The sequence below is a fragment of the Streptomyces sp. NPDC102467 genome, from assembly GCF_044765445.1.
GTDB lineage: Bacteria > Actinomycetota > Actinomycetes > Streptomycetales > Streptomycetaceae > Streptomyces.
The window spans coordinates 238,171-262,233 of the sequence record NZ_JBIWKA010000008.1 but is presented as its reverse complement, the minus strand read 5'-3'; the positions used below and the strand labels follow the sequence as shown (position 1 = coordinate 262,233).

The following is a 24,063-nucleotide window of genomic DNA, read 5'->3' as shown; positions in this document are numbered from 1 at the left end:
CACCTCGGGGCTCTGTTTCACGTGAAACAGAGCCCCGAGGTGTGCGCGGAGCGCGTCGTTGTTTCACGTGAAACAACGACGCGCTCCGCCATCCGCCTCAGGTCGCGTCCTTCACCCGCGTATCGATGCGAGCCATGACGAGCGCGACCGCTGCGTAGAGAGCCGCTACGAGGACGACGAGGGGGACGGATCGGCCGTCGGGCGGCAGCATCAGCGCCGCCACACCCGCCGCGCCGACGAACGAGATGTTGAACAGCACGTCGTAGACGGAGAAGACCCGGCCGCGAAAGCCGTCGTCCACCGAGGACTGCACGACCGTGTCGGCCGCGATCTTCGCTCCCTGCGTGGTGAGCCCCAGGACGAAAGCGGCCACCAAGGTCGGGGCAGGCTCGAAGGTAAGGCCGAGCGCAAGCTCGAGGACGGCCGCCGAGCCGGCGCAGACCGCGATCCAGCCGCCTGCCCCGAAACGTCCCGCGGCCGCGGGTGTCACGACAGCCGCGACGAAGAACCCCGCCCCCGAGAGGCCCACGGCGAGGCCCAGCAGAGCGAGACCGTCGGATTCCGTGGACGCCCAGGCGTACCGGCACAGCATGAGCACCATGACGAGCAGGGTGCCGTAGCAGAACCGCATCACCGTGATCGCGGCCAGGGCGCGCGCTGCGGGCCGCCGGGACGCGAGGTGGCGTACGCCGCCGAGGAGATCCCGCGCGGTGCCGGCCAGGGCGGCTCCGAGCCGCGGTTGGATCGACTCCTGGTCAGGGCCGAGGAGTTGCACGTCCATGCGGAGAGAGGCGAGCGCGGCGCAGAGATAGAGGGCCGCACCGAGCAGAACGACTGCCGCGTCCGAATCCGAACCGAGCAGCCGTACGGCGAAGGCGAGCCCACCGCCCAGGGTCGCTGCGAGCGTTCCGGCCGTCGGGGAGAGCGAGTTGGCCACGACGAGTCGGTCGGCGTCGACGACGCGCGGCAGCGCGGCCGAAAGGCCGGCCAGCACGAAGCGGTTGACCGCGGTGACGCTGAGCGCGGAGGCGTAGAAGAGCCAGTCCGGGGCGTTGCTGAGCATGAGGGCGGCTGTCGCGGAAGCCAGCAGTACCCGCAGGAGGTTGCCGTAGAGGAAGACCTGGCGGCGACGCCAGCGGTCGAGCAGGACGCCTGCGAAGGGGCCCACGAGGGAGTACGGCAGCAGCAGAACGGCCATGGCCGAGGCGATCGCGGCGGGCGAGGTCTGCTTCTCCGGGGAGAAGACGACGTAGGTGGCAAGCGCGATCTGGTAGACGCCGTCGGCGCCCTGGGAGAGCAGGCGCAGCGCGAGCAGGCGCCGGAAGTCACGCAGGCGCAGCAGGACGCGCAGGTCGCGAACGACAGCCATGGGGCACAGCCTCACATACGGGGAAGGCCCCCGGACGCACGACGTGTGCGATTCGGGGGCCTTCACGACCCTCAGGTAGGGCGTGTTTCACGTGAAACACGCGCTCGCGAGGAAGGTCAGCGCTCGACCTCGCCCTTGATGAACTTCTCGACGTTCTCAAAGGCCTCGTCGTCGAAGTACTGCACCGGCGGGGACTTCATGAAGTACGAGGACGCGGAGAGGATCGGGCCGCCGATGCCGCGGTCCTTGGCGATCTTCGCGGCGCGCACGGCGTCGATGATGACGCCCGCGGAGTTCGGGGAGTCCCAGACCTCCAGCTTGTACTCCAGGTTCAGCGGGACCTCACCGAAGGCACGGCCCTCGAGGCGGACGTACGCCCACTTGCGGTCGTCGAGCCACGCGACGTAGTCGGACGGGCCGATGTGGACGTTCTTCTCGCCCAGCTCACGGTCGCGGATCTGCGAGGTGACGGCCTGCGTCTTCGAGATCTTCTTCGACTCGAGGCGGTCACGCTCGAGCATGTTCTTGAAGTCCATGTTGCCGCCGACGTTGAGCTGCATGGTGCGCTCAAGACGGACACCGCGGTCCTCGAACAGCTTCGCCATCACACGGTGCGTGATGGTCGCGCCGACCTGCGACTTGATGTCGTCGCCGACGATCGGGACGCCCGCCTCGGTGAACTTGTCCGCCCACTCCTTGGTGCCGGCGATGAAGACCGGAAGGGCGTTGACGAAGGCGACCTTGGCGTCGATGGCGCACTGCGCGTAGAACTTCGCCGCGTCCTCGGAACCCACGGGCAGGTAGCAGACGAGAACGTCGACCTGCTTGTCCTTGAGGATCTGGACGACGTCGACCGGGGCCTCGTCGGACTCCTCGATCGTCTCGCGGTAGTACTTGCCCAGACCGTCGTGCGTGTGGCCACGCTGGACCTGGACGCCCGAGTTCGGGACGTCACAGATCTTGATGGTGTTGTTCTCGGAGGCGCCGATGGCGTCCGCGAGGTCGAGGCCGACCTTCTTCGCGTCGACGTCGAACGCGGCGACGAACTCGACGTCGCCGACGTGGTACTCGCCGAACTGGACGTGCATGAGGCCGGGGACCTTGGTCTCCGGGTCAGCGTCCTTATAGAACTCGACGCCCTGCACCAGCGAGGCGGCGCAGTTGCCCACGCCGACGATGGCTACGCGAACCGAACCCATTCCGGTTGCTCCCTGTGTGTACTGGTGAAGTCCAGACCGGACTTCACGTGGCGGTGTCGTCGGACGGATCCGGCCGGGTGCTGTCCCGGTGCCGGGGCAGGCCGCCCGTCTCTCCAGATGTGTCCTGCTGAGCTGTGTCCCCCGGGCCCGGCTTTCGCTGGTCGCGGCCGGCGCGCTCGCTCTCGATGAGCTCGTTCAGCCAGCGCACTTCGCGCTCCACGGACTCCATGCCGTGTCGCTGCAGCTCGAGCGTGTAGTCGTCCAGACGCTCCCGGGTGCGGGCGAAGGAGAGGCGCATCTTTTCGAGTCGCTCCTCCAGCCGGCTGCGACGGCCTTCGAGGACGCGCATGCGCACGTCGCGTGATGTCTGCCCGAAAAAGGCGAATCGCGCGGCGAAGTGCTCGTCCTCGTATGCGTCGGGGCCGGTCTGCGAGAGGAGGTCCTCGAAGTGCTCCTTACCTTCCGCCGTCAACCGATAGACGATCTTGGCGCGACGCCCTGTGAGTGGTGCGGGGGCGTCGGCGGGGCCGACAGCACCCGGTTCCTCGATCAACCAGCCGCTCGCGACCAGCGTCTTGAGGCAGGGGTACAGCGTCCCGTAGCTGAAGGCGCGGAAGACTCCCAGCGACGTATTGAGCCGTTTGCGCAGCTCGTAGCCGTGCATTGGGGATCCGCGGAGCAGTCCGAGTACGGCGAACTCGAGGATGCCGGAGCGCCGGCTCATCGTCGCCTCCTCACTGTCGCGGGCCCATGTATCGACTCTTTATGTCGTGCTGATGTATCGACTCGATACATCAGCACGATAGAACGACCCGAGGGCTGCGACAAGAGGGATCATGGTGAACGGCGTCACATCACTGATTCGTAGGATGCAACTTGCCTGATTTGGGGTGAACTTCGACCCTCGGAGGGTTTTGACGGTGCGTAGTCTGTCCGCCATGCAGACCACCGGGAACCGTGTGACGCCTGGGGGCGTCGTTGTCCCGGGTGCAGTGCGGGTGAGTGCCGTCAAAGGCGCATCCGTACTTCGGGGGGACCGGAAACCAGACGCCGTTTCCAGGCGCGCGTGGCCGCGCCTGCCCGAGGAGTAATCGTTCGATGAGCGAGCACCGTCGCAAACCGCCGCAGCCGCAGGGCGGCGGACGCGCCGCGGCCCGTCGCGGAGCGTCAGGAGAACCGTCGGGCCGCCGTGCGGCACCGCGCGGCAGCACCGAATCGCCCTCCGATTCCTACGACACCCCGAGTTCATCGGGCTCGTACGGCGGCCAGGAGGAGGACCGCCCCTGGGGAGGCCGGGCGGAAGCCCGTCGTGCTGCCCAGCGGGGCAGCGGAGGAAGGCGCAGGGCTGCCCCCGACGGGGGCGGTGCCGGGTCCGGTGACGCCGGCGGAGGAGGCCGTCGCGGTGGCGGCGGGCCGAACGGTCCGGGGCGCGGCAGGGGCCGTGGCTCAGGGCGCCCGCAGAAGAAGAGGTTCATCGACTACCCGCGCGCGGGCAAGTCCGGGGCGGCCCGTTTCGTGCCGTCGTGGAAGCAGGTCGTCGGTACGTGCTTCGGCTTCATGCTGCTGGGGGTGGGGGCGTTCGGCATCGGCCTGTTGATCGTGTCCGTGCCGATCGAGGCACAGGCGGCGCAGGCCCAGTCGAACGTCTTCTACTGGGACGACGGCACGCAGATGGCCGCGACAGGTGGCCAGCAGAACCGCCAGATCGTGCCCATGGAGCAGATTCCGAAATCCATGCGGAATGCCGTGATCTCGGCGGAGAACGCCTCGTTCTACGACGACTCCGGCGTCGACCCGATGGGCATCGCGCGCGCGATGTTCAACATGGCGCGTGGCGGTCAGACGCAGGGCGGCTCGACCATCACGCAGCAGTACGTGAAGAACGCGATGCTGGACGACCAGTCCCAGTCGGTCTCCCGTAAGGCCAAGGAGCTCTTCATCTCGGTGAAGGTCGGCGCCACGGTCGACAAGGACGACATCCTCAAGGGCTACCTCAACACCGCGTACTTCGGTCGCAACGCCTACGGCATCCAGGCTGCCGCGCGGGCCTACTTCGACACCGAGTCCAGCAAGCTCACGCCCGAGCAGAGCATCTTCCTCGCCTCGGTGCTCAAGGGACCGAACCTCTACAACCCCGACGGCGGCATCGGCGAGGCCGCGACGCCGGCCGCCAACAAGGCGCGTGCCATGTCGCGCTGGAAGTGGATCGCCGACCGTGAGGTCACGGTCGGGAACATGTCCAAGGCCGAGCGCAGCAGCCTGAAGGGCTTCCCGGAGATCAAGAAGCAGAAGTCCGCTCTCTCGGGCCAGACCGGTTACCTGGTGGATATCGCCAAGGACTATGTCTCCAAGAAGAGCAAGATCTCGCCCGAGGACCTGGAAAAGGGCGGCTACAAGATCTACACGACCTTCAACAAGAAGAAGGTCGAACAGATGCAGAAGGCGGTCAAGGCAACCGAGGACAGCTTCCTCGATTCGAAGAAGCGGGCCAAGGACAAGTACGTGCAGTTCGGCGCCGGCTCGGTGGATCCGAATACCGGTGCGATCGTGGCACTGTACGGCGGTGCGGGTTACGACCAGGATCACTACACGAACAATGCCAACACCGCGGGTGTGCCCGTCGGCTCCACCTGGAAGCCCTTCGTCCTGGCCTCGGCGATGGAGTACGGCACGTACAAGTCGGACGGGAAGCCGATCTCCCCGATGAGCCTGTACAACGGCAATGACCTCACCGTGATCAAGGACCGCAACGGTGACCCCATCCGGGCGGCCGACGGCACGCCGTTCCGGCAGAAGAACGAGAGCGCCAGGGCCTGGGGCGACATCACCCTGCGCAAGGCCATGGAGCAGTCGGTCAACTCGCCGTTCGTCCAGCTCGGCATCGACGTGGGTCTGGAAAAGACACGAGAGCTGGCCAATAAGGCGGGAATCCTCGAGGACAGCTTCGATAAGGGCAACTTGGGAAATGCCTCCTTCTCCCTGGGAACGTCCACACCGAGCGCCATTCGCATGGCGGACGCCTACGGGTCGTTCGCCACGTCCGGCGCGCACTACGAGCCGTACTCCGTGACCAAGGCCCTGAACAAGGACGGCACAGCGCTTAAGGGATTCGAGAAGCCGAAGCAGACCAGGGCCATGGATGCGTCGGTGGCGGACAACGTCACCGATGTTCTGCAGAACGTGGTGAAGAACGGTACGGGCAAGAAGGTCGCGGACATCGGTTTCCCCGTCGCCGGTAAGACCGGTACGACGGACGAGAACAAGTCGGCCTGGTTCGTGGGTTACACCCCGGAGCTCTCGACGGCCGTCACGCTGTTCCGTACCGACCCGCGGTCCAATGGCAGGAAACTCCTCTCCATGAACGGCACGGGCGGAGTGACTTCCATTCACGGTGGTGACATTCCGGCGCAGATCTGGAAGGACTACATGGCGGCCGCGCTGAAGGGCGTGGACCACAAGGACTTCCCCGACCCCGACAAGATCGGTGAGATTGTCGGCACCCCGACTCCGACCCCGACGCCGTCCCCGTCGGTGACGCCTTCTCCGACCGATACGAAACCGGCCAAGCCCTCCACAACGCCGACCACCAGCCCGACCCCCTCCACCAGCGAGACGTGCAGCGGATGGGACTGGAACTGCGAGGACGATGGTGGTGCGGGCAACGGAGGCACCGATTCGGGAGGCACCACCGACGGCGGAGTGACAACGTCGCCGACGGAAAGTGATCCCGAAGGGAATCCGAGAGGCAACGAAAACGGGGGCGGTCTTTTCGGAGGGACAGGATAGGCCGCTCGGAAAACAGGACTGAGGGCTGCGCGCGGATCCCGAACGGGGATAAGCATGCAGCCCTCGGGCGTTGAGCGGGCAGGTGTGGGACAACCAAAGGGGTTCTTCCTGATCCTCGGCTCGTGCGCCAGGAACGCGTCGTGTGCGGACTTCCGCCCGGGACGACGCGATCAACGAGGGCTGACGAGGGCTGACGAGGACTGACGAGAACTGATGTCGTGAAGACGGGGCCGTCGCACCGACCAGGTGCGGCGGCCCTCGCCGTCTTCTCAGCCTCGTACGGCAGGATGTGCGGCATGCCCAGTGCAGAGACGACGCATGTGAGCCGGCAGGAGCCGGAGCCGGTACGGCCGACCAGGGAGGATGAGGTCGCGGCGGCCGGCAGCGAATTGATCGGCGGGCCCGTCGGGCGGCGGGCGCTGCTCGGCCGCTCGTGGCTGACCCCGGTACGTGTCATCGCGCTGGTGATGCTCGGCATGTTCGCGCTCGGCATGGTGCAGAAGTTCCCCTGCTACGACGGCGCGTGGTTCTACGGAGCGAGCTCGCAGTACACACATGCGTGCTACTCGGACATCCCGCACCTCTTCCAGGGGCGCGGTTTCGCCGACGGTCTCGTGCCGTACTTCGACAAGTTGCCCGGCGACATGGACTACCTCGAATACCCGGTCCTCACCGGTGTGTTCATGGAAGTCGCCTCGTGGCTGACGCCGGGCAGCGGCACCATCCAGCACCAGGAGCAGGTGTACTGGATGGTCAATGCCGGGATGCTGATGATCTGCGCCGTGGTCATCGCGGTCTGCGTCACCCGCACCCACCGCAGGCGCCCCTGGGACGGCCTCCTGGTCGCTCTGGCACCCGCGTTCGCGCTGACCGCCACCATCAACTGGGATCTGTTCGCCGTGGCGCTCACAGCGGCCGCGATGCTGATGTGGTCGCGCGGCCGCGCTCTCGCCTTCGGCGTGCTGCTCGGCCTCGCGACCGCCGCCAAGCTCTACCCCATCCTTCTGCTCGGCCCACTGTTCGTACTGTGCTGGCGGGCAGGCAAGTGGCGGGCCTTCGGCGTCGCGACGGTCGGCGCGGCCCTCTCGTGGCTGGTGGTGAACCTGCCGGTGATGCTCCTCGCGCCCGAGGGCTGGTCGAAGTTCTACACGTTCAGCCAGGAACGCGGTGTCGACTTCGGCTCCTTCTGGCTGATCATCTCCCAGCACAAGGACACGCCGCTGGACACCGACGTCGTCAACACCTTGGCCACGGCGCTGATGGTGCTGGCCTGCCTCGGTGTCGCGGCCCTCACGCTGACCGCGCCGCGCCGTCCGCGCTTCGCTCAGCTGGCCTTCCTGGTCGTCGCCGCCTTCATCCTCACCAACAAGGTCTACTCGCCGCAGTACGTACTGTGGCTAATCCCGCTCGCGGCCCTCGCGCGGCCCAAGTGGCGGGACTTCCTGATCTGGCAGGCGTGCGAAGTCGCGTACTTCCTGGGGATCTGGCTGTACCTCGCCTACACGACCAGCGGCGACAAGCACCAGGGGCTGCCGACCGACGGCTACCAACTGGCCATCGCCGCGCACCTCGTGGGAACCCTGTACCTGTGCGCCGTCATCGTGCGCGACATCTGGCTGCCCGAGCGGGACGTCGTACGCCGCTCCGGTGAGGACGACCCGTCGGGCGGCGTACTGGACGGCGCCGAGGACGTCTTCGTACTCGGCTATGCCGCCCATCCCCCGCGCCATGCGAGCCACGCCGCTGAGCAGCAGCCCGCGGTGAACTGGGGCAAGAATGACGACAGTTCACTCTGAATACTCAATCTGAAAGTTCACTCTGAGCGAACAGGGCGCGTGAGAGGAACAGAAACGGGGTCGGGCACCTTCTAGGCGCCGACCCCGTTCCGTATGTCTTAAGAAGACGTCATGTCTGAAGAAGACATCGCCTCAGCGGTCCACGATCCGGTCGAACTGCGTGGTGGTGTGCCGAAGGTGGGCCACCAGCTCCTCGCCGACCCGCGGCTCGGCGGCGTCCGACGGCACGAAGAGGATCGACACCTGCATGTGCGGCGGCTCGGCGAACCAGCGCTGCTTGCCCGACCAGACGTACGGTGCGAGGTTGCGGTTCACCGTCGCGAGGCCGGCGCGGGCGACGCCCTTGGCGCGTGGCATGACGCCGTGCAGCGCCTTCGGCGCCTCCAGGCCCACGCCGTGCGATGTGCCGCCTGCGACGACCACGAGCCAGCCGTCGGAGGCCGCCTTCTGCTGTCGGTAGCCGAACCGGTCGCCCTTCGCGACACGTGTGACGTCCAGGACCGCGCCGCGGTACTCGGTCGCATCGTGGTCGCCCAGCCACAGTCGCGTGCCGATCCGCGCACGGAAGCGGGTCTGCGGGAACTGCTGCTGCAGGCGGGCCAGTTCCTCGGCCTTGAGGTGGCTCACGAACATGGTGTGCAGCGGCAGCCGGGCCGCGCGCAGCCGGTCCATCCAGCCGATGACCTCCTCGACGGCGTCCGAGCCGTCGGTGCGGTCGAGCGGCAGGTGGATCGCGAAGCCTTCGAGGCGCACGTCCTGGATGGCGTGCGCGAGCTGCGGCAGGTCCTGCTCGGTCACGCCGTGCCGCTTCATCGAGGACATGACCTCGATGACGACGCGGGCGCCGACGAGGCCGTGCACGCCGTCGACGGAGGAGACGGAGCGGATGACGCGGTCGGGCAGCGGGACCGGCTCTTCGCCGCGCCGGAACGGGGTCAGGACCAGCAGGTCGCCGCTGAACCAGTCCTTGATCCGGGCGGCTTCGTAGGTGGTTCCGACGGCGAGGATGTCGGAGCCGAGGCGGGTGGCCTCCTCCGCGAGCCGTTCGTGGCCGAACCCGTACCCGTTGCCCTTGCAGACGGGTACGAGCCCCGGAAACTGCTCGAGCACGTGCTTGTGGTGTGCCCGCCAGCGCGCGGTGTCGACGTAGAGCGTGAGCGCCATGGCCGGTCCCGGAACCTTTCTCGTGTCTGCGGTGTATCAGAGGTGTGGAAAGACTTTGGAGCTACGTGAATTGTGCCGGGTCCGCGGGGAAACCGGAGCAGGGTGTGCCGGGACGGGCCGTTGGGGGCGCTGTGTCCGGCTCACGGTCAGCGTCGCGACATGTACATGTCCAGCGCCTTGTGCAGCAGCTTGTTGAGCGGGAAGTCCCACTCGCCGAGGTACTCGGCGGCCTCGCCACCTGTGCCGACCTTGAACTGGATCAGGCCGAAGAGGTGGTCGGTCTCGTCGAGCGAATCGCTGATGCCGCGCAGGTCGTAGACCGTGGCGCCGAGCGCGTAGGAATCGCGCAGCATCCGCCACTGCATCGCGTTCGAGGGCCGGACCTCGCGGCCGATGTTGTCGGAGGCGCCGTAGGAGTACCAGACGTGCCCGCCGACGACGAGCATCGTCGCCGCGGAGAGGTTCACACCGTTGTGGCGTGCGAAGTACAGCCGCATGCGGTTGGGGTCCTCGGAGTTGAGGGCCGTCCACATGCGCTGGAAGTACGAGAGCGGGCGCGGCCGGAAGTGGTCGCGCACGGCCGTGATCTCGTACAGCCGCTGCCACTCGGCGAGGTCCTGGTAGCCGCCCTGGACGACCTCGACACCGGCCTTCTCGGCCTTCTTGATGTTGCGGCGCCACAGCTGGTTGAAGTTCTTGTGGACTTCTTCCAGGGAGCGGTTCGCGAGGGGCACCTGGAAGACATAGCGCGGCTGCACGTCGCCGAAGCCGGCGCCACCGTCCTCGCCCTGCTGCCAGCCCATACGGCGCAGCTTGTCGGCGACCTCGAAGGCGCGGGGCTCGATGAAGTCCGCTTCGATGTCGCGCAGACGCTTCACGTCCGGGTCCTGGATGCCCTTCTTGATCGAAGTGGCTTCCCAGCGCCGGATGATGACCGGCGGGCCCATCTTCACGGAGAAGGCGCCCTGCTGCTTCAGGTGCGCGAGCATCGGGCGCAGCCAGTCGTCGAGATTGGGCGCGTACCAGTTGATGACCGGGCCCTCGGGGAGGTACGCGAGGTAGCGCTTGATCTTGGGGAGCTGGCGGTACAGCACAAGACCCGCGCCGACCATCTCGCCCGTGCGGTCGTCGAACCATCCCATGCTCTCGGAGCGCCACTCCGCCTTGACATCAGCCCAGGCCGGGACCTGCATGTGGCTGGCCGCGGGCAGGCTCTGGACGTATGCCAGATGCTGCTCTCGGCTGATGGTCCTCAGGGTCAGGCTCATTCGGGGCGCTCCTCGGGCTGGTGTGTCCCCATGGGTACAGGGGCTCCGGCTCTCGCGCCGAAGCCTACTGCGCCCTGTGAGCGCCCCGACTGGCCGTATGGGCGGTCGGTCTCCTCGGGGGTGCTGACCTCAGCCGATGACCCCGCCGAAGAGGCCGCCGTGGGCCATGCCGATGAAGAAGCCGACGGCCGAGGCTCCGAGGCCGAGGATCAGGGCGAAGCGCTCCCGGGTCGTCTCCGAGACGAACTGGCCGTAGGCCCCGGTCAGGATCCCGATGAGGCCGGTCCAGGAGCTCAGGAGATGGAGGCCGCTCCAGATCGACGTGATGAGGGCGAGCACTCCGAGCACCGCTGTCACCCAGACCAGGGTGTCGGGGAGTGGATGGGACCTGCCGTCCGAGGCGAAGAGGGAGCCGGCGCTGGTGCTGTTCGGTCGCATTGCTTGTGCCATGAGGGCACCTCCTGCGGAAGGTGGCGCATCGTAGCGCCATACACACCCGATGTGTACAGAGTGCGGGCATTCGCTGTCGGATTTCAACCGGAAGCCGTGGTGCGGGTAGTCTGTACCGTCTGCATTGGTGTCTGCCTGTGTCCCGACGAGGGACGAGTACCCACTGACCCGCGCGGCTCTCCTTCGGAGGGCCCGATTGTCAGTGGTGGCCGATACCGTTGCTTACGCATAACAACCCTCCTGCCACGGAACGACCGTGGCCGCTGAGTCCAAAGGAGGTGGGTTCCACATGCGTCACTACGAAGTGATGGTCATCCTCGACCCCGATCTCGAGGAGCGTGCTGTCTCCCCGCTGATCGAGAACTTCCTCTCCGTCGTCCGTGAGGGCGATGGAAAGGTCGAGAAGGTCGACACCTGGGGCCGTCGTCGTCTCTCGTACGAGATCAAGAAGAAGCCCGAGGGCATCTACTCGGTCATCGACCTGCAGGCCGAGCCTGCGGTCGTCAAGGAGCTCGACCGCCAGATGAACCTGAACGAGTCGGTCCTCCGGACCAAGGTCCTCCGTCCCGAGACCCACTGAACTTCCTAGTTCAGCGGTTCTACGGGAATTCGAGTAGCAGCAAGCAGTCCGCAGCAAACCCGCCGAGAGGTACCCCATGGCAGGCGAGACCGTCATCACGGTTGTCGGCAATCTTGTCGACGACCCCGAGCTGCGCTTCACCCCCTCCGGTGCGGCGGTCGCGAAGTTCCGTGTCGCGTCCACTCCCCGCACCTTCGACCGGCAGACCAATGAGTTCAAGGACGGCGACAGCCTGTTCCTGACCTGCTCGGTCTGGCGTCAGGCGGCGGAGAACGTCGCGGAGTCGCTCCAGCGAGGCATGCGCGTCATCGTGCAGGGCCGGCTGAAGCAGCGGTCCTACGAGGACCGTGAGGGCGTCAAGCGCACGGTCTACGAGCTGGACGTCGAGGAAGTCGGCGCCAGCCTGCGCAGCGCCACGGCCAAGGTCACGAAGACCAGCGGCCGCGGTGGCCAGGGCGGTTACGGCGGCGGCAACGGCGGCGGCGGTCAGCAGGGCGGCGGCTGGAGCGGTGGCTCCGGCGGCGGTCAGCAGCAGGGTGGCGGTGGCGGTGCTCCCGCCGACGACCCCTGGGCGACCAGTGCGCCGGCCGGCGGCGGCCAGCAGCAGGGCGGCGGCGGTGGCGGCTGGGGCGGAAGCTCCGGCAGCTCCAGCGGCGGTTCCGGCGGCGGCTACTCGGACGAGCCCCCCTTCTAAGCCCTCGGGCCGAAGGTGGGCCGTACCCCCACTTCTTGATCACACAGGAGATACACCATGGCGAAGCCGCCTGTGCGCAAGCCGAAGAAGAAGGTCTGCGCTTTCTGCAAGGACAAGGTCACGTACGTGGACTACAAGGACACGAACATGCTGCGGAAGTTCATTTCCGACCGCGGCAAGATCCGTGCCCGCCGCGTGACCGGCAACTGCACGCAGCACCAGCGTGACGTCGCCACGGCCGTGAAGAACAGCCGTGAGATGGCGCTGCTGCCCTACACGTCCACCGCGCGATAAGGGAGGGTGACCGAATCATGAAGATCATCCTCACTCACGAGGTCTCCGGCCTCGGTGCCGCCGGCGAGGTCGTCGACGTCAAGGACGGGTACGCCCGTAACTACCTGATCCCGCGGAACTTTGCGATCCGCTGGACCAAGGGTGGCGAGAAGGACGTCGCGCAGATCCGTCGTGCGCGCAAGATCCACGAGATCGCCACGATCGAGCAGGCCAACGAGATCAAGGCCAAGCTCGAGGGAGTGAACGTCCGTCTGGCCGTCCGCTCCGGCGACGCCGGTCGTCTCTTCGGCTCCGTCACGCCGGCCGACGTCGCTTCGGCGATCGAGGCCGCCGGCGGCCCGAAGATCGACAAGCGTCGCGTCGAGCTGGGCACGCCGATCAAGACGCTGGGCGCCCACGCGACGTCCGTGCGTCTGCACCCCGAGGTTGCCGCCAAGGTCAACGTCGAGGTCGTCGCTGCCTGAGCCCTGCCCTGAGCAGAGCTGAAGCACATGTGGGGCCGCACCCTTTCGGGGTGCGGCCCCACACGCTTGCGGTCGTGGTCCGCAGCTTCGCCCTTTCACGGTTCACGGTTTCACGTGAAACGGCGCTCCCAGTTCACCGTGTCGCGCCGGTGACGGCCCAGCGGCCGGAGCGATAGCGCACCCAGAGTGTCGCCATCCGCAGCGCCATCATCAGGGTCATGGCTCCCCACACAGCGGTGAGTCCGCCGCCGAGGGTCGGTACCAGCAGGGCCACCGGAGTGAAGATCGCCAGAGTGACCAGCATGGCCCAGGCCAGATACGGCCCGTCGCCCGCGCCCATGAGGACGCCGTCGAGCACGAAGACGATGCCGCAGATGGGCTGGGAGAGCGCCACCACGATCAACGCGGGCAGAGCCGCGTCCAGAACGACCTGGTCGCTCGTGAACAGCGGGACGAACAGGGGGCGTGCGGCGAGGACCAGCACACCGAGCACCACTCCTGCGGCGATGCCCCACTGCACCATGCGCCGACAGACGTCGCGCGCGCCCGAAGCGTCGTCGGCGCCGAGGTAGCGGCCGATGATGGCCTGCCCGGCGATGGCGATGGCGTCCAGCGCGAACGCCAGCAGGTTCCACAGGGACAGGATGATCTGGTGTGCTGCCACGTCCGCGTCGCCGAGCCGGGCCGCGACCGCCGTGGCGATCATCAGGATCGCGCGCAGCGACAGCGTACGGATGAGCAGGGGTGCGCCGGCCTGGGCGCAGGCTCGGATGCCCGCAGCGTCGGGCCGCAGTGATGCGCCGTGGCGCCGGGCTCCCCGGACGACCACGACCAGGTAGATCGCGGCCATGCCCAGCTGAGCGATGACGGTGCCCCAGGCAGAACCGGCGATGCCGAGGCCGGCGCCGTAGACGAGCCCGACGTTGAGCGCGGCGTTGGCGACGAAACCGGCGACGGCCACGTACAACGGCGTCTTCGTGTTCTGCAGGCCGCGCAGGACGCCGGTCGCTGCCAGGACCACGAGCATGGCGGGGATACCGAGCGCTGAGATGCGGAGATACGTGACCGCGTACGGTGCGGCCGTGTCGGAGGCGCCGAAGAGCTCGATCAGAGCCGGGGCCGTAGGCAGGACGATCGCGATGACGGCAGCGCCCAAAAGGAGGGCGAGCCAGATTCCGTCCATGCCCTGCTGGATCGCTGCCCGCAGATCGCCCGAGCCGACGCGGCGGGCGACGGCGGCCGTCGTCGCGTAGGCAAGGAAGACGAAGACGCTGACCGCGGTCATGAGGAGGGCGGAGGCGACGGCGAGTCCTGCCAGTTGGGCTGTGCCGAGATGGCCGACGATGGCGCTGTCGGCCATGAGGAAGAGGGGCTCTGCGACGAGCGCGCCGAAGGCGGGGACGGCGAGGGCGACGATCTCTCGGTCGTGCCGACGCCGGTCGGCCTTGGGTGTCGCGGGAGCCTGTGTCATGGGCACCAATCTAATCTTCCACAGGTAAGAGATGCAATGCCATTGAGACCCTTACTTACGACCTGCTTGCGCGTGCGGTGGGACGGGGTTTCCGTGGATCTTGGGCCGACTGGGAAAGTTTTTCTTCTGCACAGCCAGTGGATGGGGTTTCTGCAGGTCAGGGCTTGGGTGCGCAAACGCCTGAGGGCTTGTTCACAGGGCTGTCCACCGGGTCGTGCACAGCTTTTCCCAAGTTCTCCACAGCTTGAGGCCCGTCATCCACAGAGCCTGTGGATAACCAGATTGGCTGACGGTGCCGACAGGCCTAACGTGGGGCGGCGCCCACCGCCTCCTCCGGCCTCGGAAACCTCACGAATCCGACGCGTCAGAAGCGGAAACGGGCCCCTTATTTGTCAGTGTCGTGCCGTAGGAATGAGTGGCACGGCGAGGTCCGCTCGGCGGACGGGAGGAGGTGGCCCGGTGAGTATCTCCGAGCCCTTGGACGACCCCTGGGCCGACAGCGGTCCCAGCGACCGTCTGCCCCCCTCCCGGCAGAGCCGCAACGGTGGCCGCGGCCAAGGGGATCAGCACGAGCGCGGTCGGGAAGGCAGCGCCTGGGACGACGGTCCGGCCACATTCGAGCGCGTACCGCCCCAGGACCTGGACGCCGAGCAGTCCGTCCTCGGTGGCATGCTCCTGTCGAAAGACGCGATCGCCGACGTCGTCGAGGTCCTCAAGGGCAGCGACTTCTACAAGCCGGCCCACGAAACGATCTTCGTGGCGATCCTCGACATCTACGCCAAGGGTGAGCCGGCCGACCCGATCACCATCGCCGCGGAGCTGACCAAGCGCGGCGAGATCAACAAGGTCGGCGGCGCATCGTATCTGCACACCCTCGTGCAGACCGTCCCGACCGCCGCGAACGCCGAGTACTACGCGGAGATCGTCCATGAGCGGGCCGTGCTGCGGCGCCTTGTGGAGGCGGGCACGCGGATCACGCAGATGGGCTACGCGGCCGACGACGACGTCGACGAGATCGTCAACAAGGCGCAGGCCGAGATCTATGCGGTGACCGAGCAGCGCACCAGTGAGGATTACCTCCCGCTCGGCGACATCATGGAGGGCGCGCTCGACGAGATCGAGGCGATCGGTTCGCGCAGTGGCGAGATGACCGGGGTGCCGACCGGCTTCACGGACTTCGACTCCCTGACCAACGGCCTGCACCCGGGTCAGATGATCGTCATCGCGGCCCGCCCCGCCATGGGCAAGTCGACGCTCGCGCTGGACTTCGCGCGCGCGGCGTCGATCAAGCACAACCTGCCCAGCGTCATCTTCTCCCTCGAAATGGGGCGCAACGAGATCGCGATGCGTCTGCTGTCGGCCGAGGCGAGAGTGGCTCTGCACCACATGCGGTCCGGCACGATGACGGACGAGGACTGGACGCGGCTCGCGCGCCGGATGCCCGAGGTCTCTGCCGCGCCGCTCTACATCGACGACTCCCCGAACCTGTCGATGATGGAGATCCGCGCGAAGTGCCGTCGCCTCAAGCAGCGCAACGACATCAAGCTCGTGATCATCGACTATCTGCAGCTGATGCAGGCCGGTGGCTCGAAGCGGTCCGAGAGCCGCCAGCAGGAGGTTTCGGACATGTCACGAAACCTCAAGCTGCTGGCCAAGGAGCTGGAGGTGCCGGTGATCGCGCTCTCCCAGCTGAACCGTGGCCCCGAGCAGCGCACGGACAAGAAGCCGATGGTGTCCGACCTGCGTGAGTCCGGTTCCATCGAGCAGGACGCCGACATGGTCATTCTGCTCCACCGCGAGGACGCGTACGAGAAGGAGTCACCGCGCGCGGGCGAGGCCGACATCATCGTCGGCAAGCACCGTAACGGTCCGACGGCCACGATCACGGTCGCCTTCCAGGGCCACTACTCGCGGTTCGTGGACATGGCGCAGACCTGATCGGAGCGCGCCGCCGCGACCGGGTCTGATCGCCTCCGGTGAAATCGGCTCGACGCGGGCCGACGGTCAAGGTGGACTGGGCGCATGACAAAGCCCCCAGAACTGTTGCCCGCCACACGTCGTGCTCTCCTGCACCGCATCGCCGTCGCGCAGAGCGACGGCCGTGCGCCCTCGCTCGTGGCCGCGGTCGCCCGGGAAGGGGAGCTCGTGTGGACGGGGTCGCGCACCTCGGTGGACGGGCACGGGCCTGATGAGAACGTGCAGTACCGGATCGGTTCGATCACGAAGACCTTCACCGCCGTGCTCGTGCTGCGGTTGCGCGACGAAGGGCTGCTCGACCTGGGTGACCCGTTGGAGAAGCATCTGCCCGGGACAGGGGCGGGTGAGGTCACCATCGCCGAACTTCTTGCGCACACCGCCGGGTTGGCGGCCGAGACGCCGGGCGTCTGGTGGGAGCGTTCGCCCGCCACGCTCCGCCCGACCCTTGCCGATGTCCTCGGTGAGCAGCCGTTCCGGCATCCGGTCGGCCGCCGCCATCACTATTCCAATCCCGGCTATACGCTGCTGGGTTCGCTGGTCGAGAAGGTGCGGGGTGTCAGCTGGGAGGAGGCTCTGCGCGGCGAAATTCTCGAGCCGCTCGGCCTGAGCCGGACCAGTGTCCATCCGCAGGCCCCGCACGCCGGCGGCTGGGCCGTCCACCCGTACGCCGATGTGATGCTGCCGGAGCCCAGCGAGGACCTCGGCCTGATGGCGCCTGCCGGTCAACTGTGGTCCACCGCCCGGGACCTGGCGGCCTTCGCGGCTTTCCTGGTCACTGGTGATGATCGCGTGCTGAGCGCGGATTCCGCTCAGGAGATGCGGACCCCGGCGGCGCCGACCCTGCCGGGTGACTGGGAGGCGTCGTACGGTCTCGGGATGCAGGTGTTGCGGCGGGGCGGGCGGACGCTGGCGGGGCACACTGGTTCGCTGCCAGGGTTCGTGGCGGGGCTGTGGCTGAGCGAGGAGGACGGGCTCGTGGCCGTCACGCTGGTCAACTGCACTTCAGGGGTGCCTGTCGCCACGGTGGCCGCCGATCTCCTGGCCATCGTCGCTGAGGCCGAGCCGAGGATTCCCGCACCGTGGCGGCCGCTGCACGAAGTCGATGCCTCCGTACTGGAGTTGGCCGGGCCCTGGTACTGGGGAACGCAGATCGTGGCCCTGCGGGTGACGGCCGAGACAGGGGTGGAGCTCGGCCCGGTGGCCGGCGGGGGGCGGCGTTCCCGGTTCCGGTCGAACAGTGACGGCACCTGGACCGGCCTCGACGGCTACTACGCGGGGGAGGTGCTTCAGGCCGTGCGGCGGCAGGACGGTTCGGTGAGCCACCTGGACCTGGGATCCTTCGTCTTCACGCGGGAGCCGTACGGCGCGGACGCTCCGGTACCGGGCGGAGTGGATCCGGAGGGGTGGCGGGGTCTGTCGTAGGGGGCGGGAGATTCGGTGGTGGGCTCCGTCTCGTTTCACGTGAAACAGCCCACCTCCGGGTGTTTCACGTGAAACGGGCCCGTGGGCCCGGCTACGTCGTGCGGCGGGACAGGCTGGCCCGTCACAGTTGCAGTTTGAATCCCACATGGGAGGCCTCGAAGCCGAGCCGCTCATAGAAGCGGTGGGCCTCGGTGCGGGTCGCGTCGGACGTCAGCTGCACCAATGCGCAGTCCTGACGCCGGGATTCCTCGACGGCCCACTCGATGAGCCGCGTCCCCAGGCCGCTGCCCCGCTCGTCGGCGTGGATGCGCACGCCCTCGATGACTGAGCGGGTGGACCCTTTCCGGGAAAGGCCGGGGATGACGGTGAGCTGAAGGGTGCCGATGACGTGGCCCTCGCGCACGGCGACGACGAGGTGCTGGTTCGGGTCGGCGGACAGGCGTGCGTGGGCGGCGAGGTATGGCGTGAGGTCCTCGGGCGACTCGCGCAGGACGCCCAGTGGATCGTCGGCCAGCATCGCGACGATCGCCGGAATGTCCTCGGCCGCGGCCGGTCTGATCTCAAGATCTCCCATGGCCGCAGCCTAGGGCCCCTCTGACGGGGCGCTCCGGGTGGATGGCCTGAGTTAGGCGGGAACGCGCAGCCCTTCGACGGCCCGGACGAGGGGGGCGAGCTCGGGGTTCTCGGCCGCGGTGTCCAAGGCCTCGCGCAGGGCCGTCTCGTTCGTGGGGCGGGCTTGCGCGAGAAGCGCGAGACCCGCCTCGGAGACGTTCGTGTAGATGCCGCGCCGGTCAGTGGGGCACAGGTAGCGCAGGAGGAGGCCGCGGTCCTCGAGGCGGGTCACCAGGCGGGTGGTGGCGCTCTGGCTGAGCACTACGGCGTCGGCGACCTGCTTCATCTGCAGATGGCCTCCCTCGCCGTCGTGCTGTCGGCTGAGGACGTCGAGCAGGGAGTATTCGCGCACGCTGAGGTCGTGCTCGGCCTGCAGGGCGCGCTCGATGTGGGCCTCGATCTTCCCGTGGAGCAGGGAGAGGGCGCACCAGCCCTGGGAAAGGGCGGTCAGTGCGGGGTCGGTCGCAGTCATGGCTTGTGGATCCTCCGTCCCGGAGCGGCTGAACACCAGGATAGACGATGCGCGAAATTGCCCGCGGTTGCAATTAGCCAGCGTCTGCAATTATTGTGAGGTCTCGTAAAGCGCACCTGCAACAGTCTGGAAGGTGACCCCCCATGCCTCTCGCGCTTCTCGCCCTGGCGATCGGGGCTTTCGGGATCGGAACCACCGAATTCGTGATCATGGGACTCCTCCCAGAGGTCGCGGGTGACTTCGGCGTCTCCATCCCCACGGCCGGATTCCTGGTGACCGGCTACGCCCTCGGTGTCATGTTCGGCGCTCCGCTCATGACCGTCCTGGGCACCCGCATCTCCCGCAAGCGCATGCTGATGCTGCTGATGGGCCTCTTCATCGTCGGCAACCTGCTCTCCGCCGTCGCGCCCGTCTTCGCCGTGATGCTGATCGGCCGCGTCGTCGCCTCGCTCGCCCACGGCGCCTTCTTCGGAATCGGCTCGGTCGTCGCGGCCGAGCTGGTCGCCCCCCAGAAGAAGGCCGGAGCGATCGCCATGATGTTCACCGGCCTGACCGTGGCCAACGTCGTCGGCGTCCCGCTCGGCACCCTCATCGGTCAGTCCGTGGGCTGGCGCGTCACGTTCACGATCGTGGCCGCGCTCGGTGTCATCGGGCTCGTCGGCATCGCCAAGCTCGTACCGGACCTGCCCAAGCCCGAGGGAGTACAGCTGCGCCACGAGCTGGCCGCGTTCAAGAACGTGCAGGTCCTGCTCGCCATGGCGATGACTGTGCTCGGCTTCGGCGGCGTCTTCGCGGCCATCACCTACATCGCACCGATGATGACGCACGTCGCCGGCTTCGCCGACGGCTCGGTGACCTGGCTGCTGGTTCTCTTCGGACTCGGCATGGTCGGTGGCAACCTCGTCGGCGGCAAGTTCGCCGACCGTGCTCTGATGCCCCTGCTCTACGTCTCCCTCGGCGCCCTGGCCCTGGTGCTCGGCCTGTTCACGGTCACCGCGCACCACAAGATCCTGGCCGCGATCACCATCGTGCTGATCGGCGCGCTCGGCTTCGCGACCGTGCCTCCGCTGCAGAAGAGGGTCCTCGACCAGGCCTCCGGCGCGCCCACGCTCGCCTCGGCCGTCAACATCGGCGCCTTCAACCTCGGCAATGCCCTCTCCGCCTGGCTCGGCGGCATGGTGATCTCCGCAGGCCTCGGCTACACCGCCCCGAACTGGGTCGGCGCCGTGCTCGCCGCGAGCGCCCTCCTCCTGGCCGTCGTGTCGGCCGTGCTGGAGCGCCGCGCTCCCGCACCGAGCGTGGTTGTCGCCGGTGTCGAGCAGCGGCGTGCCGAACCGGCGCATCACTGACCCGGCTCCTCGCCCCGGTAGCCCACGGCCCCGCACGCACCCCCCCCGCGCACCCCCCGGCACGCACCACCCCGCAAGGAGCACTCCCCATGAGTACCCCCGCCGCTGTCGTCCCGCTGACCATCCAGGACGCCGAGGCCCTCGTCTCTGCCGCCCGCCAAACGGCAGAGGCGGCCGGAGTCCCTGTCAGCGTCACCGTTCTCGACGCCGGCGGCCACCTCCTGGCCTTCCGACGTGACGACCTCGCCGTCCTGATCTCCGGCGAGACGAGCACCCGTAAGGCGTACACCGCTCTTCAGCTGAATGCGCCGACCGCCGACCTCGTCGACCTGGTCAAGCCCGACGGCCCCTTCCACAGCCTGCCCACTGCCCTCGACCGGCCTCTGCTGTTCATCGCGGGCGGCCTGCCGGTCCACCGCGAGGGTCGCCTCATCGGTGCCATGGGGGTGGGCGGCGGCTCTCCGGAGCAGGACCACGGCTTCGCCTCGACGGCCGTGGAGGCGCTCGCGTAACAGCGACGTGCGCAGACGGGCCCGCATCCCGAGCGGCCGCATCACAGCGGCACTTGGGGGCGGGCCCGTCGCGTTTCTGCGGACGGACTCAGCCGGCGGCGACCGTCAGCGGGGCGAAGCGGCGCGTCCAGTCGCCGGGCAGGTCCGGTGCGCCGTAGTTCATCACCGCGTTCATGGACATGCCCTCCAGGCCGTGCTCCTTGAGCCAGGACAGCAGTTCCTCGTGGCGTACGTCGATGTCGGTCCGCAGCGGCCGCCCCGTGCCCGCCGCGAGGGAGGCGACCAGCGCCTTCGCGACCTCGGTGTCGCGGGCGATCAGCGGGCCGACGACATGGGTGTCCATGCTGGGCCAGGCGGCGGCGTAGCCGATGAGCTCACCGCGGTCCTCGGCGACGCGCAACAGGTCCGCGAAGGCGGGAAGGCGTGCGATCACGTGCGTGCGGTCGGGGCCGAACACCTCGGCGTCCAGGCGCAGGATCGCCGGCAGATCCTCGGCGGTGGCCGGGCGCGTGGCCACGACGGATGTCCGGCCACCGGCGACGAAGTGGCCGCGCACCATCTCGGCCTGCCCGGTGACCTTGAAGCCGAGCTCTTCGTAGAGCGGCCGCCCGTACGGCGTCGCGTGCAGCGTCAGCGGAGTCGTGCCCGCTCGCTCGACGGCGTATCGCATCATGCGGCGGCCGACTCCTCGGCGCGCGTACCGCTCGGCGACCAGAACCATGCCGATCGCACCGAGTTCGGGCTGCTCTCTGGGCCCGTACTCGGTCACCACAAAAGCGGTGACGAGTCCGCCGTCCGGGTCGTCGATGCCGTAGCCGGTACCGGCAGCGAGCAGCAGGCCCCATTTGTGTTCCTCGCGGGGCCAGCCCCGGTTCTCGGAGAGGTCGGCGCACGCGCGCACGTCACGCGGGGTGAGGCGGCGGATGGGCAGATCGGAGAGGGAAGGTGTCGACACGCAGGTCAGGCTGTCGGACGGAGGCCGGTGGCGTCCACCGCTTTGCGAGCAGTGGCCCGATGCTTTCGAACGCCTCGACTGCCGGGACGGCCTCGGTACCCGGCGAGGATGGCGTCGAAGTTTCACGTGAAACACGGTGCCGGGGCCGTTCTTCCGGAAGGCTGGCGGCGGGAGCAACGCCGGATACCGGTCTCCGCGTGCGGGGTGCGACCGAAGTTGCCACCTTCCGACCTCTTGTGACCCGGGGCGGCCGCCACTGTCCGGGCGGCCGGCCATGTCGCGGCCACGCTTCGCGGCCGGGCCGGTATCGGTCGCGATCAATGCGGTTGAGGTGTACGAATTGGTGCGGCGCGCGCGGTAATTGAGGAATTAACCGCACGTCGGTGGGCCGCTTAACCAGCGGTTAAGGCGGGAGGTGCTTGTGCCCCTCGCGGCTGCCGGTATGGTCGACTCCGGTTCGCCCGCGGTGCCTTGGGGGAGCGGGGAGGCGCGTGCGCAGGCTGTCGCAGCCTAACCGGACGTAGAGATCGAAGACCCGCACTTTCCGCTTTGCGTTCGAGCAAATGGAACCTGGTGGCACGCTGCGGGGAGGGGAACTGCGGGCAATGTCACATTCTTGGCTTACTCGTCCGTAGCGGCCTGGAATGCGGGGTTGAATGTGGGCCGCATTGGCTGTCGAAGCAAACGGGGGAAAGCGCACAGCTTCCGACCAGCGGGAGACCCTGGGAGAGCACGGAAGTACGTAGACCGACCAGAGATGTTCGAGGCGAGGCACAGTATGGACGCTCCGACCACTACGTCGGCCGATTCCGGTTCGGGCGGAGGCGGCTGGTTCACACCGCGCACCCCGGCGCCGCGCCCGACCCCCTCCAGTCCCGACCGGGAGCCGGGTGAGGGCCGCCGGGTATCCCCGATACGTCCCGTCGGCCGCCCCACGACGGCCCCGCCCGAGTCGGACTCGGACGAGGGCCGAATACCCCAGCCGCGCACGCACCGTGAGCCGGAGCCGACCCAGCGGCCCGCCGCGCCGTCGTCGCCCCGGCCTGCCGCTGCGAGCGGCCCCGCCGCCGAGCCCCGCCCGGCTCGCCCCGCCCGTGCGAAGGCCTCACCCGACGCGATCCTCGTGCGCCGTACGATGGATGAGATCGGCGCTGTCGCCGACAAGGTCACCTCGTACTTCTACGCGCTGCTCTTCGTCCGTCACCCCGAACTGCGCCCGCTCTTCCCTGCTGCGATGGACGCCCAGCGCGACCGGCTTCTCAAGGCGCTGCTGACCGCCGCGGAACACGTCGACAACAAGCTCGTCCTGGTCCCCTATCTGAAGAACCTGGGCCGCGGCCACCGCAAGTACGGCACGCAGCCCGAGCACTACCCGGCCGTCGGCGAAGCCCTCATCGCGGCGCTCACGCGATATGCCACGACCACCTGGGACGCGCAGACCGAAGCCGCCTGGGTCCGTACGTACACGACGATCTCGCAGGTCATGATCGACGCGGCGGCCGAGGACGAGATGAAGGCCCCCGCCTGGTGGCTGTCGGAGGTCGTCGCGCACGATCTGCGCACGCCCGACATCGCGGTCGTCACTGTCCGGCCCGACCAGCCGTATCCCTTCCTGGCCGGGCAGTACACGACGCTCGAGACGCCGTGGTGGCCGCGCATCTGGCGGCACTACTCGTTCGCGGCGGCGCCCCGCTCCGACGGGCTGCTGTCGTTCCACGTGAAGGCGGTCCCGGCGGGCTGGGTCTCCAACGCTCTGGTGCACCGCGCCCGGCCGGGCGACGTGCTGCGGCTCGGCCCGCCCGCCGGCTCCATGACCGTCGACCACAGCACCGACAGCGGTCTGCTCTGTCTGGGCGGCGGCACCGGCATCGCGCCCATCAAGGCGCTCGTCGAGGATGTCGCCGAGCACGGCCAGCGACGGCCGGTCGAGGTGTTCTACGGCGCCCGCACCGACCACGACCTGTACGACATCGACACGATGCTGCGGCTCCAGCAGAGCCACCCCTGGCTCGCGGTCCGCCCGATCGTCGATCAGCAGGGTCATCTGCAACTCCCGGACGCCGTGCGGGAGTACGGCCCCTGGAACGAGTACGACGCCTATCTGTCCGGCCCGCCCGGCATGATCCGCAACGGTGTCGACGCCTTGCGTGACGTCGGCATCCCGGTCAGCCGCATCCGGCACGACTCGGTGGAGGAACTGGTCGGCGTCGCGGACTGAACCCCGCGCCC

The 24,063-nt window shown here is 68.1% G+C and carries 21 protein-coding genes; 11 read left to right on the top strand and 10 right to left on the bottom strand.

Annotated features, from left to right (window positions below):
• Window positions 1-97: 97 nt before the first annotated feature.
• From ACIREE_RS18875 to ACIREE_RS18865, 3 genes are all read right to left on the bottom strand, one after another.
• Window positions 98-1,369 (bottom strand): MFS transporter, encoded by a 1,272-nt coding sequence (locus ACIREE_RS18875; RefSeq protein WP_404152897.1) that lies wholly within the window; start codon window positions 1,367-1,369, stop codon window positions 98-100.
• 116 nt (window positions 1,370-1,485) lie between these two features.
• Window positions 1,486-2,568: an inositol-3-phosphate synthase gene (locus tag ACIREE_RS18870; protein ID WP_404152895.1), complete on the bottom strand. Its 1,083-nt coding sequence runs from the start codon at window positions 2,566-2,568 to the stop codon at window positions 1,486-1,488.
• A 43-nt stretch (window positions 2,569-2,611) separates the two neighbouring features.
• The gene (locus ACIREE_RS18865; protein WP_404152893.1) at window positions 2,612-3,292 is read right to left on the bottom strand and encodes a helix-turn-helix transcriptional regulator; all 681 of its coding nucleotides are present in this window, start codon (window positions 3,290-3,292) and stop codon (window positions 2,612-2,614) included.
• 374 nt (window positions 3,293-3,666) lie between these two features.
• Between ACIREE_RS18865 and ACIREE_RS18860 the strand changes: the two genes are divergently transcribed.
• Both ACIREE_RS18860 and ACIREE_RS18855 read left to right on the top strand, forming a co-directional pair.
• Window positions 3,667-6,354 carry a transglycosylase domain-containing protein gene (locus ACIREE_RS18860; protein ID WP_404152890.1) on the top strand — a complete coding sequence of 896 codons (2,688 nt, stop codon included), beginning with the start codon at window positions 3,667-3,669 and terminating at the stop codon, window positions 6,352-6,354.
• Between the two features lie 287 nt (window positions 6,355-6,641).
• The gene (locus ACIREE_RS18855; RefSeq protein ID WP_404153331.1) at window positions 6,642-8,150 is read left to right on the top strand and encodes a glycosyltransferase family 87 protein; all 1,509 of its coding nucleotides are present in this window, start codon (window positions 6,642-6,644) and stop codon (window positions 8,148-8,150) included.
• Window positions 8,151-8,282: 132 nt separating this feature from the next.
• Here ACIREE_RS18855 and ACIREE_RS18850 read toward each other — a convergent pair whose 3' ends face one another.
• From ACIREE_RS18850 to ACIREE_RS18840, 3 genes are all read right to left on the bottom strand, one after another.
• On the bottom strand, window positions 8,283-9,314 hold the full coding sequence (locus ACIREE_RS18850) for an alanine racemase (RefSeq protein ID WP_404152888.1): 1,032 nt from the start codon (window positions 9,312-9,314) through the stop codon (window positions 8,283-8,285).
• A gap of 146 nt (window positions 9,315-9,460) precedes the next feature.
• On the bottom strand, window positions 9,461-10,582 hold the full coding sequence (gene femX, locus ACIREE_RS18845; RefSeq protein ID WP_404152885.1) for a peptidoglycan bridge formation glycyltransferase FemX: 1,122 nt from the start codon (window positions 10,580-10,582) through the stop codon (window positions 9,461-9,463).
• A 129-nt stretch (window positions 10,583-10,711) separates the two neighbouring features.
• Window positions 10,712-11,032 carry a hypothetical protein gene (locus ACIREE_RS18840; RefSeq protein ID WP_404152882.1) on the bottom strand — a complete coding sequence of 107 codons (321 nt, stop codon included), beginning with the start codon at window positions 11,030-11,032 and terminating at the stop codon, window positions 10,712-10,714.
• Between the two features lie 289 nt (window positions 11,033-11,321).
• Between ACIREE_RS18840 and rpsF the strand changes: the two genes are divergently transcribed.
• The 4 genes from rpsF to rplI all read left to right on the top strand — a co-directional run bounded on the left by rpsF (window position 11,322) and on the right by rplI (window position 13,064).
• On the top strand, window positions 11,322-11,612 hold the full coding sequence (gene rpsF, locus ACIREE_RS18835; protein WP_104787430.1) for a 30S ribosomal protein S6: 291 nt from the start codon (window positions 11,322-11,324) through the stop codon (window positions 11,610-11,612).
• A gap of 76 nt (window positions 11,613-11,688) precedes the next feature.
• Complete coding sequence (locus tag ACIREE_RS18830; RefSeq protein ID WP_404152879.1) at window positions 11,689-12,306, top strand: single-stranded DNA-binding protein; 618 nt, start codon at window positions 11,689-11,691, stop codon at window positions 12,304-12,306.
• A gap of 57 nt (window positions 12,307-12,363) precedes the next feature.
• Entirely contained in the window at window positions 12,364-12,600 is a 237-nt protein-coding gene (gene rpsR, locus ACIREE_RS18825; RefSeq protein WP_003949403.1) for a 30S ribosomal protein S18, read from the top strand.
• Between the two features lie 17 nt (window positions 12,601-12,617).
• A complete protein-coding gene (rplI, locus tag ACIREE_RS18820) occupies window positions 12,618-13,064 on the top strand; it encodes a 50S ribosomal protein L9 (protein ID WP_404152876.1) in 447 nt (148 codons plus the stop codon).
• Window positions 13,065-13,197: 133 nt separating this feature from the next.
• Here the strand turns inward: rplI and ACIREE_RS18815 are convergent, their stop codons facing one another.
• Complete coding sequence (locus ACIREE_RS18815) at window positions 13,198-14,535, bottom strand: MATE family efflux transporter (protein WP_404152873.1); 1,338 nt, start codon at window positions 14,533-14,535, stop codon at window positions 13,198-13,200.
• A gap of 459 nt (window positions 14,536-14,994) precedes the next feature.
• Here ACIREE_RS18815 and dnaB point away from each other — a divergent pair, with 459 nt between their 5' ends.
• Together dnaB and ACIREE_RS18805 are read left to right on the top strand one after the other, a co-directional pair.
• On the top strand, window positions 14,995-16,473 hold the full coding sequence (gene dnaB / locus ACIREE_RS18810) for a replicative DNA helicase (protein ID WP_404152871.1): 1,479 nt from the start codon (window positions 14,995-14,997) through the stop codon (window positions 16,471-16,473).
• Window positions 16,474-16,557: 84 nt separating this feature from the next.
• Window positions 16,558-17,934: a serine hydrolase domain-containing protein gene (locus tag ACIREE_RS18805; RefSeq protein ID WP_404152868.1), complete on the top strand. Its 1,377-nt coding sequence runs from the start codon at window positions 16,558-16,560 to the stop codon at window positions 17,932-17,934.
• A 121-nt stretch (window positions 17,935-18,055) separates the two neighbouring features.
• On the opposite strand, the gene ACIREE_RS18800 is transcribed toward ACIREE_RS18805, so the two are convergent.
• Together ACIREE_RS18800 and ACIREE_RS18795 are read right to left on the bottom strand one after the other, a co-directional pair.
• A complete protein-coding gene (locus ACIREE_RS18800) occupies window positions 18,056-18,508 on the bottom strand; it encodes a GNAT family N-acetyltransferase (RefSeq protein ID WP_404152866.1) in 453 nt (150 codons plus the stop codon).
• A gap of 51 nt (window positions 18,509-18,559) precedes the next feature.
• Window positions 18,560-19,018, bottom strand: coding sequence for a MarR family winged helix-turn-helix transcriptional regulator (locus tag ACIREE_RS18795; protein ID WP_404152863.1), 459 nt, complete (start codon window positions 19,016-19,018; stop codon window positions 18,560-18,562).
• Between the two features lie 143 nt (window positions 19,019-19,161).
• Here ACIREE_RS18795 and ACIREE_RS18790 point away from each other — a divergent pair, with 143 nt between their 5' ends.
• Window positions 19,162-20,367: an MFS transporter gene (locus tag ACIREE_RS18790; protein WP_404152861.1), complete on the top strand. Its 1,206-nt coding sequence runs from the start codon at window positions 19,162-19,164 to the stop codon at window positions 20,365-20,367.
• Window positions 20,368-20,456: 89 nt separating this feature from the next.
• The gene (locus ACIREE_RS18785; RefSeq protein ID WP_404152858.1) at window positions 20,457-20,879 is read left to right on the top strand and encodes a heme-binding protein; all 423 of its coding nucleotides are present in this window, start codon (window positions 20,457-20,459) and stop codon (window positions 20,877-20,879) included.
• A gap of 88 nt (window positions 20,880-20,967) precedes the next feature.
• Here the strand turns inward: ACIREE_RS18785 and ACIREE_RS18780 are convergent, their stop codons facing one another.
• Entirely contained in the window at window positions 20,968-21,834 is an 867-nt protein-coding gene (locus tag ACIREE_RS18780; protein ID WP_404152855.1) for a GNAT family N-acetyltransferase, read from the bottom strand.
• A gap of 778 nt (window positions 21,835-22,612) precedes the next feature.
• Here ACIREE_RS18780 and ACIREE_RS18775 point away from each other — a divergent pair.
• Window positions 22,613-24,052, top strand: coding sequence for a globin domain-containing protein (locus tag ACIREE_RS18775; protein ID WP_404152853.1), 1,440 nt, complete (start codon window positions 22,613-22,615; stop codon window positions 24,050-24,052).
• Window positions 24,053-24,063 lie beyond the last annotated feature (11 nt).

What these genes read in the sequence shown, in the direction of transcription:
- ACIREE_RS18785 (WP_404152858.1), top strand. Translation starts at nt 20,457, where the DNA reads ATGAGTACCCCCGCCGCTGTCGTCCCGCTGACCATCCAGGACGCCGAG.
- ACIREE_RS18860 (WP_404152890.1), top strand. Translation starts at nt 3,667, where the DNA reads ATGAGCGAGCACCGTCGCAAACCGCCGCAGCCGCAGGGCGGCGGACGC.
- ACIREE_RS18795 (WP_404152863.1), bottom strand. Translation starts at nt 19,018, where the DNA reads ATGACTGCGACCGACCCCGCACTGACCGCCCTTTCCCAGGGCTGGTGC.
- rpsR (WP_003949403.1), top strand. Translation starts at nt 12,364, where the DNA reads ATGGCGAAGCCGCCTGTGCGCAAGCCGAAGAAGAAGGTCTGCGCTTTC.
- ACIREE_RS18790 (WP_404152861.1), top strand. Translation starts at nt 19,162, where the DNA reads ATGCCTCTCGCGCTTCTCGCCCTGGCGATCGGGGCTTTCGGGATCGGA.
- ACIREE_RS18775 (WP_404152853.1), top strand. Translation starts at nt 22,613, where the DNA reads ATGGACGCTCCGACCACTACGTCGGCCGATTCCGGTTCGGGCGGAGGC.
- ACIREE_RS18850 (WP_404152888.1), bottom strand. Translation starts at nt 9,314, where the DNA reads ATGGCGCTCACGCTCTACGTCGACACCGCGCGCTGGCGGGCACACCAC.
- femX (WP_404152885.1), bottom strand. Translation starts at nt 10,582, where the DNA reads ATGAGCCTGACCCTGAGGACCATCAGCCGAGAGCAGCATCTGGCATAC.
- ACIREE_RS18870 (WP_404152895.1), bottom strand. Translation starts at nt 2,568, where the DNA reads ATGGGTTCGGTTCGCGTAGCCATCGTCGGCGTGGGCAACTGCGCCGCC.
- rplI (WP_404152876.1), top strand. Translation starts at nt 12,618, where the DNA reads ATGAAGATCATCCTCACTCACGAGGTCTCCGGCCTCGGTGCCGCCGGC.
- rpsF (WP_104787430.1), top strand. Translation starts at nt 11,322, where the DNA reads ATGCGTCACTACGAAGTGATGGTCATCCTCGACCCCGATCTCGAGGAG.
- ACIREE_RS18830 (WP_404152879.1), top strand. Translation starts at nt 11,689, where the DNA reads ATGGCAGGCGAGACCGTCATCACGGTTGTCGGCAATCTTGTCGACGAC.
- ACIREE_RS18865 (WP_404152893.1), bottom strand. Translation starts at nt 3,292, where the DNA reads ATGAGCCGGCGCTCCGGCATCCTCGAGTTCGCCGTACTCGGACTGCTC.
- ACIREE_RS18855 (WP_404153331.1), top strand. Translation starts at nt 6,642, where the DNA reads ATGTGCGGCATGCCCAGTGCAGAGACGACGCATGTGAGCCGGCAGGAG.
- ACIREE_RS18875 (WP_404152897.1), bottom strand. Translation starts at nt 1,369, where the DNA reads ATGGCTGTCGTTCGCGACCTGCGCGTCCTGCTGCGCCTGCGTGACTTC.
- ACIREE_RS18840 (WP_404152882.1), bottom strand. Translation starts at nt 11,032, where the DNA reads ATGGCACAAGCAATGCGACCGAACAGCACCAGCGCCGGCTCCCTCTTC.
- ACIREE_RS18800 (WP_404152866.1), bottom strand. Translation starts at nt 18,508, where the DNA reads ATGGGAGATCTTGAGATCAGACCGGCCGCGGCCGAGGACATTCCGGCG.
- ACIREE_RS18815 (WP_404152873.1), bottom strand. Translation starts at nt 14,535, where the DNA reads ATGACACAGGCTCCCGCGACACCCAAGGCCGACCGGCGTCGGCACGAC.
- ACIREE_RS18805 (WP_404152868.1), top strand. Translation starts at nt 16,558, where the DNA reads ATGACAAAGCCCCCAGAACTGTTGCCCGCCACACGTCGTGCTCTCCTG.